The 14,787-nt window shown below is 40.2% G+C and carries 17 protein-coding genes and 1 pseudogene; 16 read left to right on the top strand and 2 right to left on the bottom strand.

Annotated elements, in window-relative coordinates:
- Positions 1-284: 284 nt before the first annotated feature.
- The 6 genes from D0T84_RS14870 to D0T84_RS14845 are packed head-to-tail and all read left to right on the top strand — an operon-like array spanning position 285 to position 6,636.
- Positions 285-884 carry a DUF6088 family protein gene (locus tag D0T84_RS14870; RefSeq protein ID WP_163308648.1) on the top strand — a complete coding sequence of 200 codons (600 nt, stop codon included), beginning with the start codon at positions 285-287 and terminating at the stop codon, positions 882-884.
- A complete protein-coding gene (locus D0T84_RS14865) occupies positions 851-1,873 on the top strand; it encodes a nucleotidyl transferase AbiEii/AbiGii toxin family protein (protein ID WP_163308647.1) in 1,023 nt (340 codons plus the stop codon). The genes D0T84_RS14870 and D0T84_RS14865 overlap by 34 nt, the downstream gene beginning before the upstream one ends.
- A complete protein-coding gene (locus D0T84_RS14860) occupies positions 1,863-2,771 on the top strand; it encodes a hypothetical protein (RefSeq protein ID WP_163308646.1) in 909 nt (302 codons plus the stop codon). Before D0T84_RS14865 ends, D0T84_RS14860 begins: the two co-directional genes overlap by 11 nt.
- Positions 2,768-4,642, top strand: coding sequence for a hypothetical protein (locus tag D0T84_RS14855; RefSeq protein WP_163308645.1), 1,875 nt, complete (start codon positions 2,768-2,770; stop codon positions 4,640-4,642). The genes D0T84_RS14860 and D0T84_RS14855 overlap by 4 nt, the downstream gene beginning before the upstream one ends.
- Positions 4,635-5,576, top strand: coding sequence for a hypothetical protein (locus tag D0T84_RS14850; RefSeq protein ID WP_163308644.1), 942 nt, complete (start codon positions 4,635-4,637; stop codon positions 5,574-5,576). Before D0T84_RS14855 ends, D0T84_RS14850 begins: the two co-directional genes overlap by 8 nt.
- Complete coding sequence (locus D0T84_RS14845; RefSeq protein WP_163308643.1) at positions 5,566-6,636, top strand: N-6 DNA methylase; 1,071 nt, start codon at positions 5,566-5,568, stop codon at positions 6,634-6,636. The genes D0T84_RS14850 and D0T84_RS14845 overlap by 11 nt, the downstream gene beginning before the upstream one ends.
- A 48-nt stretch (positions 6,637-6,684) precedes the next feature.
- Here D0T84_RS14845 and mobB read toward each other — a convergent pair whose 3' ends face one another.
- Together mobB and mobA are read right to left on the bottom strand one after the other, a co-directional pair.
- Positions 6,685-7,848 (bottom strand): conjugal transfer protein MobB, encoded by a 1,164-nt coding sequence (gene mobB, locus D0T84_RS14840; protein WP_163308642.1) that lies wholly within the window; start codon positions 7,846-7,848, stop codon positions 6,685-6,687.
- On the bottom strand, positions 7,842-8,264 hold the full coding sequence (mobA, locus tag D0T84_RS14835) for a conjugal transfer protein MobA (protein WP_163308641.1): 423 nt from the start codon (positions 8,262-8,264) through the stop codon (positions 7,842-7,844). The genes mobB and mobA overlap by 7 nt, the downstream gene beginning before the upstream one ends.
- 157 nt (positions 8,265-8,421) lie before the next feature.
- Between mobA and D0T84_RS14830 the strand changes: the two genes are divergently transcribed.
- The 10 genes and pseudogenes from D0T84_RS14830 to D0T84_RS14785 all read left to right on the top strand — a co-directional run.
- Entirely contained in the window at positions 8,422-8,664 is a 243-nt protein-coding gene (locus D0T84_RS14830) for a hypothetical protein (RefSeq protein WP_163308640.1), read from the top strand.
- A 364-nt stretch (positions 8,665-9,028) separates the two neighbouring features.
- On the top strand, positions 9,029-9,796 hold the full coding sequence (locus D0T84_RS14825) for a ParA family protein (protein WP_163308657.1): 768 nt from the start codon (positions 9,029-9,031) through the stop codon (positions 9,794-9,796).
- The gene (locus D0T84_RS14820) at positions 9,789-10,244 is read left to right on the top strand and encodes a DUF3408 domain-containing protein (RefSeq protein WP_163308639.1); all 456 of its coding nucleotides are present in this window, start codon (positions 9,789-9,791) and stop codon (positions 10,242-10,244) included. Before D0T84_RS14825 ends, D0T84_RS14820 begins: the two co-directional genes overlap by 8 nt.
- Before the next feature lie 21 nt (positions 10,245-10,265).
- The gene (locus D0T84_RS14815) at positions 10,266-10,541 is read left to right on the top strand and encodes a DUF3408 domain-containing protein (RefSeq protein WP_163308638.1); all 276 of its coding nucleotides are present in this window, start codon (positions 10,266-10,268) and stop codon (positions 10,539-10,541) included.
- On the top strand, positions 10,538-10,810 hold the full coding sequence (locus tag D0T84_RS14810; RefSeq protein WP_163308637.1) for a DUF3408 domain-containing protein: 273 nt from the start codon (positions 10,538-10,540) through the stop codon (positions 10,808-10,810). Before D0T84_RS14815 ends, D0T84_RS14810 begins: the two co-directional genes overlap by 4 nt.
- Positions 10,811-10,831: 21 nt before the next feature.
- The gene (locus D0T84_RS14805; RefSeq protein ID WP_163308636.1) at positions 10,832-11,245 is read left to right on the top strand and encodes a DUF3408 domain-containing protein; all 414 of its coding nucleotides are present in this window, start codon (positions 10,832-10,834) and stop codon (positions 11,243-11,245) included.
- Entirely contained in the window at positions 11,232-11,990 is a 759-nt protein-coding gene (locus D0T84_RS14800) for a hypothetical protein (RefSeq protein WP_163308635.1), read from the top strand. The genes D0T84_RS14805 and D0T84_RS14800 overlap by 14 nt, the downstream gene beginning before the upstream one ends.
- A gap of 142 nt (positions 11,991-12,132) precedes the next feature.
- Positions 12,133-12,435: a DUF4134 domain-containing protein gene (locus D0T84_RS14795; RefSeq protein ID WP_163308634.1), complete on the top strand. Its 303-nt coding sequence runs from the start codon at positions 12,133-12,135 to the stop codon at positions 12,433-12,435.
- Between the two features lie 23 nt (positions 12,436-12,458).
- On the top strand, positions 12,459-12,782 hold the full coding sequence (locus D0T84_RS14790) for a DUF4133 domain-containing protein (RefSeq protein ID WP_163308633.1): 324 nt from the start codon (positions 12,459-12,461) through the stop codon (positions 12,780-12,782).
- Positions 12,779-14,695, top strand: a pseudogene (locus D0T84_RS14785) (TraG family conjugative transposon ATPase); the annotation flags it as partial. The gene D0T84_RS14790 and the pseudogene D0T84_RS14785, both read left to right, overlap by 4 nt.
- Positions 14,696-14,787 lie beyond the last annotated feature (92 nt).

The following is a 14,787-nucleotide window of genomic DNA, read 5'->3' as shown; positions in this document are numbered from 1 at the left end:
TGGGTTTGAAAAGCGAAAGTATATAGATTGAATAGTTAATTTTCTGATTTATAGAGATTGGCCGCTTGTGGTTGTAAAGTGACGATTTTTGGCATTATTGCGTTTATAAGTCATTTAATTTAAAGTGAGTAACGAACATTCATTCACAAGAATAAAGCACCTTTGAAATTAATTCTATTAACATATTAAGTCTTCTATTATACAGCATCTTATAAAAATATAAGAACAATAGGTTGATATGACGAAAAAAAAGCTTATATTTGCGACGAAATAAGCACGCATAAATGACACAAAGTCTTGAAAAACATATAATTAATAAAATCAAGAAAGCCAAAAGGGGGAAAGCATTTTTCGTGGATGATTTTCTCTCTTATGGAAACAGTAAGGCGTGTGCTAAGGCTTTAGAGAGATTGGTACAAAGCGAGCAGATTGTTCGCATTGGACGAGGAATTTATTCATTGCCCAAAAAGAGCAAATTACTTGGTGCATATATTATGCCTACTCTTGAAGATATTGCTAAAGATATCGCACGTAGAGAAAAGGCACGTATTATTCCTGCCGGTTTATATGCAATGAATATGCTTGGCTTGTCTACTCAGGTTCCATTGAAGGCAGTATATCTGACAGATGGAACTCCTCGTAAATTGGAGATTGGAGGTCGGATTTTGATATTCAAAAAAACAACTCCTAAAAATTTAAGTGCTTGGGGAGAAATAAGTGGACTCGTTATTCAAGCATTAAAAGCTATCGGAAAAAAGAATCTAACAGAAAGTATTGAAGAAAAAATCATTGAACTGCTAAAAAAAGAGAAACCTGAAAATATTTCAAATGACATAAAACTCGCTCCTGAATGGATCAGAGTAATAATGAGAAAGGCAAAATGAATTGGTATAAACTATCATATAACGAAAAACAAGAAGTCTTATCTGTGGTAGCCGTAAAAGTGGGTTTACCTGCATTTGTTGTAGAAAAAGACTGGTGGGTTGTACAAACGTTGCGACTAATCATGCAAATGGATATTGCAGATCAGATTGTTTTTAAAGGAGGTACATCTTTAAGTAAAGCTTGGGGATTGATAAATCGGTTTTCAGAAGATATTGATCTGGCTATTAATCGTGAATTTTTCGGTTACAGTGGTGATATTTCTCGAACTCAAGTTGGTAAATTAAAAGATGCTTCAAACAAATATCTCTGCAATGATTTTCTGAATGGATTACGAAAAATGTTTAGGGAGGCTGGTTTCGAGGATGTGAAGTTAGATGTTGTGGATATAAAAGACCCCGATGATGATCCTGTTAAGATAGCTATTGTATTTCCAGTTATCACACAATACTCGTCTTATATTCAGCCAAGAGTGTTGTTAGAAATAGGTAGTCGATCATTGATGGAGCCTTCTACTGCCTGCAAATTTAGATCTATGATTGGAGATTCATTTTCAGAGAGATCCTTTGCCGATGAAAATATCGAAATCAATTGCGTGAATCCGGAAAGGACTTTTTTGGAAAAGCTGTTTTTACTTCACGAAGAACACCAGCGCCCAAAAGAAAAAATGTCCATTCAGGGAAAAAGTCGGCATCTATACGATATTTATAAGATTTCACAAACTCCATTTGCGGAGAAAGCGATTAAGGACAAAGAGTTATATCGTTCAATTGTTGCCCATAGAGAACGATTTACAAAACTTGGAGGAGTTGATTATATGTCACATTATCCTCCCTGTCTGAACCCTATACCTCCTGATGACCTGCTCCTCCTTTGGCAAAATGATTTTAAAAATCTTACTAATAATATGATAATGGATAATGACGTTTCTTTCGAAGATGTGATGAATGTTATAAAACAAATTTCAAATTCAATAAACTATGGGAATTAGTACTACTAAAAATTATGAAAAAGGTAAACTTTTCAGAGATGTTCAAGTGTGGCCATTGTCTACTGAATTGGATTATGAGGGTTGGTTAGGTAATTTCTCAAATGATTCTGATAGAACAATTGCAGAACAGATCTTAGATTTTTTTACGTACTACTCAAAAAAAATGGTTAATCAAATGTTATCCATATCTGTTGGAGGGGCAGGGACAATCCTAAAAGAGCATTATGCAGACTGGACTCATAAACATTTTAAGCAAAGATGTATTTATAGCTTCATTCCAGGTGAAACACCTAATGAATCTGATAGCGGTCATATATTTATTAGAAAGATCAGAGAAGTAGCAAATATCCCTCAAACTCAACTAATAGGATTTCATGAACTTTTTGATTACCTCGAACATAATTCTTCAAATCCAGTGCCAGTAATACTTGTTGATGATATTATCGGCTCCGGTCTGCAGTGTAAAACTGCATGGTGTGATCAAGTAGGAGGAACGAGTTTAAGTACACTAAAGGAGATTGCCCAAAAATACAATCATAAATTTATTTATGCACCACTAATAATTAATAGAGTCGGATTTGACTTAATCAAAAGTAATTGTCCTGAGTTATTCCTGTCTCCAGCACATATTATTGGGGAGGAATATAATCTTTTTAACGAAAAATGTATCTGTTGGAGCAATGATAAAGAATTATTCGCTAAAGGTACAGAAATGATATTGAGAAAGAGTGCAGAGTTAGGAATAAAAAATAATAACTCCGTAGTGAGCGCAAAAGGGTTTAGAGGACAAGGACTTGCGATTGCATTTGAGCATGGAATCCCAGATGCTGTCCCTGCTTTCTTTTATTGGGAAAGTGATAATTGGGTTCCTCTGATAAAAAAATCATATGAAAGATGAAAAATAAAGATCAATTAAAGCGATTAAATGAATTATTTGGCAGTTATCGTGCTGAATGGTTAAAAGGTAGAGTCTTTGATTATTTTACCGAACCTTCATATTTTGTTGAACTAAAAGATAATAGACCATGTGTTTTACAGGGAGGAAGAGGAACTGGAAAGACAACGGTGCTTAAAGGGTTGTCATACCAAGGACAATATGCCCTTCAAAACAATTCTATTACTGAATTTGATAGTTTAGATTTTATTGGCATTTATCATAGAGTAAATACGAATCATGTAAGAGCATTTAAGGATGGTGGATTAGGACTTGATGTTTGGCAAAAAATCTTTGGACACTATTTCAATTTAATTATTTGCAGAGAGATTATACAATTTATGAATTGGCATAAACAGCAATGTTCCAATGATGCAGAATTATCATCTACGGCATGTCATATAATTGCGCAATCATTAAGATTTACAAATGATTGCAGATCATTTTCTGCTTTGTTGGATGGTATTGAAGAAAAAATGTATGAATTTCAATCACAAATCAATAACATCGCGGATGGTGATATTCCTGCTCTTTCAATGAGTGGAGACCCAATTAAAATACTGACAGAGAAAGCTGTAAGCCTCCCTCAATTTTCAAACAAAATGTTTTATCTATTGATCGATGAATATGAAAACTTGGAAGATTATCAGCAAATGGTTGTTAATACATTGATAAAGCATAATAGTGAGGATTATACTTTTAAAATAGGTGTAAGAGAATTAGGTTGGAGAATAAAACAGACTCTAAATCCGCAAGAATCACTTATTGATCCAGCGGATTATGTGTTATTTGATATTACTAAAAAATTAACAGAAGAGTCTCGTTTTGACGATTTCGCAAAAGAAGTATGTCAAAAGCGCATCCAAGAACTCATTGATGAAGATAAAAAGGGAGAATTCACAATCGAGAAATCTCTACAAAGCATTTCAATGGAAGAGGAGGCTGTGTTGTTGAAAGTTAATGATTCCAAATTAATGAAGGGTTATTCGGCTCTCCCTGAGATACTATTAAAACAGATAGAAGATTTGACTCCTTTAAATAAATTTTATCTTGCTCATTGGGCTCAGTCTCATAATATAAGTTTAGAGGAGATGGTAAATAGATACATTAAGAACCCTACAAAATCAAAATCTGATTACAGCAACTATAAATATAGTATGTTGTTTAAAATAAGGAAAGGACGGGGGATGGTAGGTATACAAAAATATTACGCTGGATGGCAAATTTTTATTCTTTTGGCTCACGGTAATATTAGATATCTTATGGAATTAGTTTATCGTACCTACGAAAAACATATTAATGAAGAAAATGACCTGCTATCTCCAATATCACCATCAAATCAGACAATTGCAGCGCAAGAGATTGGATTGAAAAATCTAATGGAACTCGAAGGTTTGAGTAATAATGGAGCTCAACTTACGAAGTTGTTGTTGGGATTTGGGAAAATATTCAATGTGCTTGCTTGTAGTGATGGAAGAATTAGACCCGAAGTAAACCAATTTTGCATAAAAGGAGTTCAGAACTCTGAACGATTACCAATTATTACTGATGCAGTAATGAACTTGGCTTTGATAAGAATTCCAGGAAACAAGCTAAATGACGAGGCAAACACAAGAGAAACCATGTACATGCTACACCCGATATATGCTCCCTATTTTGTTTATAGCCACAGAAAGAAAAGAAAGTTAGATGTAACAGAGCAAGAATTGATGGAAATAATTCAGAACAAAAAAGAAACAATAAAGGGTATTTTATCGAGATGTGATGTGTCTGAACAAGATTATAAATCACTCCCCGAACAATTAACATTATTCGAAAATTACTACAATGCTTAATAAAGATTACTTATACTCAAATTCTTATAAAAATATTTCGGAGTTTCGTCCAGTAGATGAAAGTCTCTATATATACGGATATTCAACAGAAGATAGGAGCTTGTTAGTAAATGATCTAACTACCGATACATCTTTATCAAATGTAATTTTCGTAGAAATTGAGTCTCCGGAAAAAGACGTTATAGTTGACAAAAAAACGGGAGAGAAATATTTTTTAAGAAGCAGTAAGAGCATGAAAAGTTTGTATGAAACTTATTCTGCAACGACAATTTACATAGATGTATCTGGGTTGAACAATAGAGTCTCTGCATCTCTTCTAAAAAATGCTTTAGAAATTACAAATATTTCAGTTCGAGTTGTATATACTGAACCTGAACATTATGATATAGAAAAATTCAAGGAAGAAGGAGTGTTATGTAAAGACTTGTCTGAACGAATTGAAGGTATAGAACCTTTGCCCGGTCTCGCAAATATTATTCCTGATGATGTTGACGTGAAGTTTGTTGCGTTATTAGGATTTGAAGGAGGAAGATTTACTCAAATGTACGAAACAATTCAACCTCCAACAGATAAAATCATTCCGGTAATTGGAGTTCCTGGCTATAGGCCAGAATATCCATTTGTTGCATATTGGGGTAACAGGCGCCCTTTGATTTACACAGAGTCATGGCAGTTTGTTGAATATGCAGCTGCAAATTCTCTTGTAGATATATTTTTCCTTTTACAAAGAATAAAAAAGAAACCACCGATCTCTAAAATAAAATTAGCTCCTATTGGGACTAAACCTCATGCAATAGGTGCTATTCTTTTTGCTATAAAGTATCCGACAGATGTTGAAATAGTATTTGACAATCCTATTCGAAAATCCAAAAGAACGAAAGGGGTTGGGTTAATTGTTGAAAGCAAAGTAAGCGAGTTGCTACATGAAAATTAATAACATAGACACTTTTTATACTCCGCCTGAACTAGCTGAACGCTTGCTTAGTTACGTTGATTGTAAAAAAGCAAAAAAAGTTGTGGATTTTTGTGTTGGAAAAGGGGAGTTGTTAAAGGCCGCACAAACAAAATTTGGAAGCATAGAATGCTATGGAACTGATATTGACAATATGATTGTCGATGAAATCAAGGGAAGCAATCCAACTTGGAATATTGCTGTATGTGATTTCATAAACCAACTGAGCAGAGAAAATACCACGATATTAAAAAGTACAACTTTTGATTTAGTATTACTAAATCCTCCTTTCACATGTAAAGGAAGTAAAATCAATAAAGTTGAGTTTTGTGGTAGCGTTTTTCATGTAAGCACAGCTATGACATTTCTTGTTGAATCATTGAGGTATTTAAGCAGAAGAGGTAGTTTATATGCAATAATGCCGGCGAGTGTGATATATTCGGCTAAAGACAAAAAGTTAGTAACTGCAATAAACGAAAAATATGAAATAGAACTACTTGAAGAAAGAGAAAAACAGTTATTTAAGAATTGTTCTCCTAATATAGTTTTGTTAAAGGTCAAAAAGAAAACTACACGTATTGGGGATAACTCTATAATAGCATTGGATTCTGTACCAATTCTATTTGACGCAAAAGAACATAATATAAGTATTTTTAGAGGGAATTTAAGTGTTCATGAAGCGGTTAAATATAAAAATAGTAAAGGGTTAATGTACGTGCACTCCACAAACCTACGGAACAATACTATTGTTCTTACAAAGATGACTGTGGACAAAGTTCAGTCGACTATAAACGGGCCAGCCATTTTATTGCATCGAGTAGGCAAACCTGATATAACAAAAGTGTGCATAATAAACGACGTAGATCATTATGTCTTATCGGACTGTGTAATTGCTATCTTAGGAGACAACAGAGAAACCATTCAATCTCTATATGATACAATTATTTCAAAAAAGGACATTTTTTATTCCTTATATAAAGGTACAGGAGCAAAATACATTACGATAGAAAGACTAAAAAAAGCATTAAACTTGTGCAACTAATAATTTTCTGATATGACTAAATATCTGTTTGAGAAGAATATTTATTTTCTAATTTAATCCTCGTTTCTGATTCGGTTTTTTATTTTTGCGTACAGCACCCTTTGAAACTACAATCTCCTGCGGTCGAATTGTATCAGAAACCCCGTGCAGATCTGCTCCGGTTTTTTGTGCTTCGGGATAGCGTTCATTCAGGGCGTTGGCGGAATACTCCTTCCCCAGACGGGAACCGTTCAGCACGCACCTGTTTTCATGGTCAATGAAAGTTACTCCCGTGATACGCCCCGCATCGTTGCGCCGGATAAAGAGGTCGATGTAGTAAGCCCGGAGCCGTTCACGAAGTGCGTTTTCGGTCGGTGCATCCAGAAAGGCTTCGGCTACACGGTGACGAGTATGTTCCCGACTGTTCTCTTTCATGATTTTTTCACCGGAGTGTTCCATGTGCCGCTCCAACACATCAAAACCAGCGTATTTTCCGAACAGGGAAGATTTCAGCGGGGTAACCTCTGCTTTTTTGCCATCAGCGTTCAATGCCGTATAGAGCAACCCTCTATAAGTGTGTCCGTCCCTTTCTCCACGGACTTCTTCTATGCCTATATTATATAAGGAAAGTAAGGCTCGGAACTCGCCCAATGTCTGGAAGCGATACATGGATAATGCAGGTTTGATAACCGCCGCTATCTGCCGTTTCAGGTCGCCTTTAGTGGAATCCACAGGTTTAAGTTGCCATTTCTCGGAACGCTTTTGTCCTTTTGCCGGATGTAAGCCGTATTCCTTTTCCAGTTCCTCTGTAATAGCTACACTGTGTTCGTTACGCTTATTATCCTTTATCTTCTTCCCATCCTGACCAACCTGCACCGATACGATATGTACGTGTTCCCGCTCGATGTCGGAATGTTTGAAAACAATGTAAGGCAGGCCACCCCAACCCATGCGATCCATATAATGCCCGGCTATTTCGGATAACTGTTCATCTGAAAGATTGTCTTTCGGATCTGGATTAAGTGAAATATGGATAACAGGTTTTTCGGTTCTAAAATGGTCGGGCATCCACCTTAAAATATCTTCCGCTGTTTCCGCCACATTGAAATTACCGTCCACAGGTTCCCGAAGAATGTGCGTTGCCAGCACCGTTCCCACTCCCTTATCCACCTTCTCCTGATTGTAAAAGAGTGCACCGTAGAGATTGTTTCCGGTTGTAATATTGGCTACCATCGCTTATTAAATTCTTCGGAAAGTGCGATGATCTGTTGCCCAATAGCCGCCAGTTCCGCCGTTATTCTTTCCAGTTTGTAGAGAAGTGCAAGCGCTTTCTTCTCTGAAAAATGCGTGTGAAGTTCCTTCACTACCTGATTGTAATTCGTCCCAACGGCGCGGAATTGTGCGTGGAATTGTGTGAGTTTAGCCACATATTCTAGCGTTCCCCTGTCGGTTTTTATCACCCGGAACGTGTCGTTAAAAACACGCGCTTTGATAAAAGCGGCTTTGGATTGAAGCCCGGAAGTTTCAAACATGGTAAGGAAACGGGCATATTCCTCGGCGGTAAAGTTTACCGAAAAACGGTAGTCCGCCGTATCTGTTTTGGTGGGTCTGCCACCCTTACCCCTTCGGGGTGTATTATTCTTTTCCATACATCGGATTTTTGTGGGTAGCCATGGCTACGCCGGTTCATAAAAAATCCGATCCCTTTATCTGGTGGTGTCAGCCGCCACTATTAAAAAGCGCCGACTTCGGAGTAGCTTTTCCTCCCCTTGTGGGCAAGCTGTTTTCTGATGCACCAAATGTAATTTGCAGCAGAAAACACAGCTTGCTCTTTGCCCCGTTGCAAAGAAATCTGTCCACAAGGACAGACCATTGAAAAAGCATCCCGATCAAACATCGAAGGGAGGCTCATTAACCACCGGGATCGTAACATCGGCAAAGTTACCGGACATTATAATCAGTTGCACCATAACTGATTATGCCTCTCTTTGCCAGTTGGCTGCCACTCTGTTCCATAGCCTGAAAATCGCATACAACCGAGCAGAATAAGGGGTTTATTTGCACTCGGAAACAAGTAAATAATGGATTGTTTCAAGAGTTCTTTATTTCCATTTTGAAGTGATGAAATGCACCCGAAAATCAGTAGCTATTGATAGTCTATCCATGTATCCATATTGATAGATATATGGATTATCAATACTGATTTACTGATTGACGTGTTGATAGGCAATACTGAAACATTGATTGATGTATTGACAGGTAATACACATATCAATATTTATCCGGGGAATTAATGATATGAACCTATGACTAAACATTGAGCCATAACAATATGGAAATACAGAGAAATAGAAAAACAGCAATGTATCAACAGTGAAATAAATAAGAAGTTAAACACTTAAAAAAAGAAATGATGAATAAAGAGCCTATTTACCTGGCATTTTCCACCCAGAAGGGCGGAGCCGGAAAAACAACCCTTACGGTGCTGGTAGCATCCTATCTGCACTATGTAAAAGGCTATGATGTAGCCGTGATCGACTGCGACTATCCGCAACACTCCATAGCCGAGATGCGGGAGCGCGACCTGAAACAAGCGTTGGAAGACGACCATTACAAACGGATGGCCTACGAACAGTTTACGCGCCTGAACAAAAAAGGCTATCCGGTTATCGAGAGCAGTACCGAGAAAGCGATTGACGATGCCGACCGTATTACAGGGCAGGCGGATTTCGACTTTGTCTTCTTTGACCTGCCGGGGACGGTAAACAACCCTTCCGTCATCAAAGCCCTGTCAAACATGGATTATATCATCGCACCTATCAGTGCCGACCGTGTTGTGTTGGAAAGTACCCTGCGCTATATGGTAGTGATAAACGATGTGATAAAAAAGACGGGAGTATCCACTATCAAAGGAACGTATTTGGTCTGGAACATGGTCGATGGACGTGAAAAATCCGAACTGTACGAAGTTTACGAACAGGTAATCGCCGATCTCGGTTTCGATTTATTGAAAACCTTTTTGCCGGACAGCAAGCGTTTCCGCCGGGAACAATCGGTATTGCACAAGCCTGTTTTCCGTTCCACGCTGTTTCCTGCAGACCGCTCACTTATCAAGGGCAGTAATATCGAAGAACTGACCGATGAAATTCTTTCACTCTTAAAACGACCTGACAATGGCTAAACGAGCAAAGGCAGGGGAACTGGATGAATCATTGATTATCCAGTCCTTCAAAGACACGGAACTATTGGCCAACCCTGCCGATGCTATTGCCGGGAAACCGGATGAGGACATTCCGGCAAAGGAAACGGGTAGTAAAATGGTGCAAGCGGAAGATAATTCCGATGAAACAGAAACTCCGGCAGCCGATACTGCGCCAAAGGGTAAATCCCGTCGGCGCAAGGGCAGTTATGATGAGGTCTTTCTTAAAAATAAAGACCTCAAAGCCCGGCAGCCTGTTTATATCAGCCAAGAGATTCATCAGGAGATTAAAAAGGTGGTACACCTGCTTGCCCTGTCGAATCAGGAGATTAGTGTCGGGGGTTACATTAATAATGTGCTGGCTGACCATCTGGAACAGCACAAAGAAGATATAGCCGAGCTTCGGCGCAGGCAGATAGAAAATTTATAAATCAATAAATAAGATGAAACGATGAAAAAGAAAAATAGAAAACAACAAAGTTATGAAACGTTGTTCGTCAAAAAATCGACTATCACTGCACGGGCAGGCAAGATGGTCTATATACGGCGGGAATTTCACGATACAATTCAAGCTGTGTGCCAGATAATTGGGAACAATCAGGTGTCGTTGTCGAGTTTCATTGACAATGTGCTGGCTCATCACTTTGATACTTACGGTAATGAGATTACCCGACTATATAACGAGAAACACAAAGGAATAAACATTCTAAAAAATACAGACAAATGAAAAAAAGAGAAAGAAAAGAGCCGGAGGAAACAATGGCGGAAATGGCTTCCTATGCAGAGCAATATCTGAAGCCCGTTGAGATAGACCGCCGGGGCTGCGTGTATATCAGTAAACGCAACCACGACATACTTTGTGCGCTCATACGCTCAATAAACCAAAAGGGACTGACCATCGGCGGTTACATCGATAATGTAATTACCGAACACCTGGAGAACCATAAGGCGGAGATAAACCATATCTACCGCCGGGAGCGAAACGATTTACTATAAACCACTAAAAATCCAATCATCATGTCAGACAAAATAATCATGTTATGTATCGTACTGTCGGCTGTCGCAGTCATAGCCGCCGTATTTGTCCGTCGTGCCATCGGCTACCGGCGGAGAGTAAGAGAAACAATCGGGGAAGGTATTCCTCCCGAAGAAATAAATATCGGAATTACAGGTGGAGATGCACCCCATGAAACGGGTAACTACTACCGTAACTATTTCTTCCACCCGGCGGATTCTTCCACAGAAAACGCCAAAGATGTGCTTATCCAACCCAAGTACCATGCCCGCATAAAAGCGATTGTAGGGAATGCCCGGAAAAGAGGCATACCTGTAACCATATACAGCTATATGGATAATGTGATGGAACATCATTTCCACTCTTTCGGGGAAGATATAACCGATTTACACCTGAATAGAGATGATAGTCATTAATTCCCATACCATACTCGTTTTGCTGATTGTGTTTGCTGTCATCTATGCTGTTTGGACAATGGTTTACCTGAATCGTTTGGGAAAGACGGAAAAGAAAAAGAACGCTGTCAAAGAACAAAGTCCGGCAAAACGCAAAAAGGGGGATATCATCGGTAAAAGCAGGTTCGTGTTGCCACTTTCCGGCCACTCCCAGCCAGAAGCTGCCGTAACTCCTGAAACTGAATCAGATACAGAAAAAGAAAATATCTTTGCTCCCGCAAGTGTACCCGAACACCCCCGGCAAATAGCGCCGGAAGAACTGGACGATGTTTTCGGTATTGTCCCGGAAGGCGAAACAAATGAACCTCTGGACATTGACTATCCGCTGGTAGTTAAACCATTCCCGGAAGAAGAAGCGGAAGAAACCGAAGACGAGGACGAAAGTGAGGATTTGCCAATCAAAGGCAAACCTGTCGCCCAGGGGGTCAGTTTTGAACAAATGGGCGAAGCCTACCGCCATGTGGTACATAATCCGACAATTACAGATGAGCAAAAAGAGGAAACCGGACGTGTCCTCTTAAACCTGAAAGGAACCGATATGTTTGAAGCTATCGTTTCAGGTCAGCCCGAACGGGGCGATAAGGTAGATATCCTTATTAACACCTACCTCACGGCATTCCAGCAAAAGGTCGCCGAAAGGTCAGCGGAAAGCCTACCTCCGCAGGGTGAAGTCCCAACGGGTTTTGATGTCCGGGATTTTATGTAACGTAAAAATGAAATCAGATGAAAAAGTATGATTACGGATAGCGCGGAAAACCTATCCACAGACCACTAAAATTTCAAGTAAAAACAAGTTTCACCCGGTGCGGGGCCTATCCAACCCCGCACCATCTTAAAAAAATCAAGTTATGACAAAGAAGAAAGTTCTTATGTCGGCGGCATTTGTCTTTGCCGCTGTTTCCTCCGCATTTGCACAGGGCAACGGAATCGGGGGTATTACCGAGGCTACTAACATGGTAACCAGCTATTTCGACCCCGGCACGAAGCTAATTTACGCCATCGGAGCCGTCGTCGGACTCATTGGCGGTATTAAAGTATATAACAAGTTCAGTTCAGGCGATCCTGACACCTCGAAAACGGCCGCCAGTTGGTTCGGAGCATGTATTTTCCTAATTGTAGCGGCAACCATCCTGCGCTCTTTCTTCCTTTAATCACTACTCCCAAAAGTAACAATATGGAGTACAATATAAATAAAGGAATAGGAAAAAGCGTGGAATTTAAGGGGTTGAAAGCGCAATACCTGTTCATCTTCGCCGGAGGGCTGCTGTCCGTTTTCGTGCTGTTCGTGATTCTTTACATGATAGGCATAGACCAATGGATATGTATAGGCTTTGGCGTGATAGCCGCATCGGTACTGGTATGGTTGACTTTCAGCCTGAATGCGAAATACGGTGAGAACGGACTCATGAAACTTATGGCAAAACGCCAGCATCCCCGTTATCTCATCAACCGCAAGATTCCATACCGCCTGTTCCGCAAAAAGAAGAAAGCGCTATGAGGAATATAATGAAAGCATCCACGATAGAGAGCAAATTTCCGCTACTGGCTGTCGAACATGGATGTATAATAAGCAAAGATGCGGATATAACGGTAGCCTTTCGTGTCGATCTGCCCGAACTGTTTACCGTAACTTCGGCCGAGTATGAAGCCATACACGCCGCATGGGTAAAGGCGGTAAAGGTATTGCCGGATTACAGTATCGTGCATAAAGCCGATTGGTTCGTCAGCGAAAAATACCGTCCTCAGACGGGCGACGGAGATATGAGTTTCCTCTCGCGCAGCTACGAACGACATTTCAACGAACGACCATTCTTAAACCACTACTGCTACTTGTTCCTTACCAAAACGACAAAGGAGAGGATGCGGATGCAGTCGAATTTTTCTTCCCTCTGCCGGGGTAACATTATTCCCAAAGAGGTAGATAAGGAAACAGCCGTGAAGTTTTTGGAAGCCGTCGGACAATTTGAACGGATTGTAAACGATTCGGGGTTTATTACCCTTGCCCGTCTTACAGACGACGAAATAACGGGTACAGCGGATAATGCGGGGATAATCGAAAAGTATTTTGCCCTGTCGCCCGAAGATACCACGACACTGGAAGATTTGGAGTTGGGAGCGGATGGTCTGCGTATCGGAGATAAAAAGGTATGCTTGCATACCTTATCCGATGCAGAGGATTTACCGGGACGGGTGGGAACAAGCATCCGCTATGAAAAACTATCCACCGACCGGAGCGACTGTCTTTTGTCTTTCGCTTCTCCCGTTGGACTACTCTTGTCCTGCGACCACATTTATAATCAGTATTTGTTTTTGGACGATAGTGCCGAAAACCTGCGGAAGTTTGAAAAACAAGCCCGCAATATGCAGTCGCTATCCCGCTATTCAAGGGGGAACCAGATAAACAAAGAGTGGATCGATCATTACCTGAACGAAGCCCATTCTTATGGTTTGACCTCTATCCGGGCGCATTTTAATGTGATAGCATGGAGCGAAGATTCGGACAAGTTGCAACACATCCGCAACGATGTCGGTTCACAGCTTGCACTCATGGAGTGTCGCCCTCGCCACAATACTGTGGATGCGGCAACGCTCTATTGGGCGGGGCTACCCGGCAACGCGGGGGATTTTCCGGCAGAGGAATCGTTCTACACGTTTATCGAACCAGCACTCTGTTTCTTCACGGAGGAAACCAATTATAAGGATTCGCCAAGCCCTTTCGGCATTAAAATGTGCGACCGTATCAGTGGTAAACCTTTACACCTGGATATATCCGATCTGCCGATGAAAAAGGGAATCATCACGAACAGGAACAAGTTCGTATTGGGGCCTTCTGGAAGTGGCAAGTCATTCTTTATGAATCACATGGTGCGCCAGTATTACGAGCAAGGCTCCCATATCGTATTGGTCGATACGGGAAACAGCTATCAGGGCTTGTGCGAACTGATCCGACGTAAGACCAAAGGACAGGACGGAATCTATTTTACCTATACCGAAAAATCCCCGATTTCATTTAACCCGTTTTTCACGGACGATTACGTGTTTGAAACGGAAAAAATGGACAGTATCGTTACGCTGCTCATGACCTTGTGGAAAAGTGCGGATGAGAAAGCGGGCAAGACGGAAAGCGGAGAGTTGGGAAATGCCGTATCGGGTTATATTCGCCGTATTCAGGAAGACCGTTCCATAACGCCCTGCTTCAATACATTCTATGAATATCTGAAAGATGATTTCAGGGAAGAATTGAATAACAGGGAAATTCCGGTTGAAAAAGAAGATTTCAACATTTCCAATCTTCTGACTACGCTGCGCCCTTACTATAAAGGTGGGCGATATGACTTCCTATTGAACTCTGCGGATGAGTTGGATTTATTATCTAAACGCTTCATTGTCTTTGAAATAGATGCGATAAAGGGTGCGCCCGTCAAGGCAGCATAAGAAATATCCTTTGGCAAGGATTAGGTAAGTGTTCTTTGAAAAACCTATCATCACCCGGCTTATCTGAA

This window comes from Dysgonomonas sp. 521, assembly GCF_010501055.1.
In the GTDB taxonomy this organism is placed as follows: domain Bacteria; phylum Bacteroidota; class Bacteroidia; order Bacteroidales; family Dysgonomonadaceae; genus Dysgonomonas.
This window is presented reverse-complemented; position numbering and strand designations above follow the sequence as displayed.

What these genes read in the sequence shown, in the direction of transcription:
- D0T84_RS14825 (WP_163308657.1), top strand. Translation starts at nt 9,029, where the DNA reads ATGAATAAAGAGCCTATTTACCTGGCATTTTCCACCCAGAAGGGCGGA.
- D0T84_RS14790 (WP_163308633.1), top strand. Translation starts at nt 12,459, where the DNA reads ATGGAGTACAATATAAATAAAGGAATAGGAAAAAGCGTGGAATTTAAG.
- mobA (WP_163308641.1), bottom strand. Translation starts at nt 8,264, where the DNA reads ATGGAAAAGAATAATACACCCCGAAGGGGTAAGGGTGGCAGACCCACC.
- D0T84_RS14860 (WP_163308646.1), top strand. Translation starts at nt 1,863, where the DNA reads ATGGGAATTAGTACTACTAAAAATTATGAAAAAGGTAAACTTTTCAGA.
- mobB (WP_163308642.1), bottom strand. Translation starts at nt 7,848, where the DNA reads ATGGTAGCCAATATTACAACCGGAAACAATCTCTACGGTGCACTCTTT.
- D0T84_RS14870 (WP_163308648.1), top strand. Translation starts at nt 285, where the DNA reads ATGACACAAAGTCTTGAAAAACATATAATTAATAAAATCAAGAAAGCC.
- D0T84_RS14810 (WP_163308637.1), top strand. Translation starts at nt 10,538, where the DNA reads ATGAAAAAAAGAGAAAGAAAAGAGCCGGAGGAAACAATGGCGGAAATG.
- D0T84_RS14795 (WP_163308634.1), top strand. Translation starts at nt 12,133, where the DNA reads ATGACAAAGAAGAAAGTTCTTATGTCGGCGGCATTTGTCTTTGCCGCT.
- D0T84_RS14815 (WP_163308638.1), top strand. Translation starts at nt 10,266, where the DNA reads ATGAAAAAGAAAAATAGAAAACAACAAAGTTATGAAACGTTGTTCGTC.
- D0T84_RS14855 (WP_163308645.1), top strand. Translation starts at nt 2,768, where the DNA reads ATGAAAAATAAAGATCAATTAAAGCGATTAAATGAATTATTTGGCAGT.
- D0T84_RS14845 (WP_163308643.1), top strand. Translation starts at nt 5,566, where the DNA reads ATGAAAATTAATAACATAGACACTTTTTATACTCCGCCTGAACTAGCT.
- D0T84_RS14820 (WP_163308639.1), top strand. Translation starts at nt 9,789, where the DNA reads ATGGCTAAACGAGCAAAGGCAGGGGAACTGGATGAATCATTGATTATC.
- D0T84_RS14805 (WP_163308636.1), top strand. Translation starts at nt 10,832, where the DNA reads ATGTCAGACAAAATAATCATGTTATGTATCGTACTGTCGGCTGTCGCA.
- D0T84_RS14800 (WP_163308635.1), top strand. Translation starts at nt 11,232, where the DNA reads ATGATAGTCATTAATTCCCATACCATACTCGTTTTGCTGATTGTGTTT.
- D0T84_RS14850 (WP_163308644.1), top strand. Translation starts at nt 4,635, where the DNA reads ATGCTTAATAAAGATTACTTATACTCAAATTCTTATAAAAATATTTCG.
- D0T84_RS14865 (WP_163308647.1), top strand. Translation starts at nt 851, where the DNA reads ATGGATCAGAGTAATAATGAGAAAGGCAAAATGAATTGGTATAAACTA.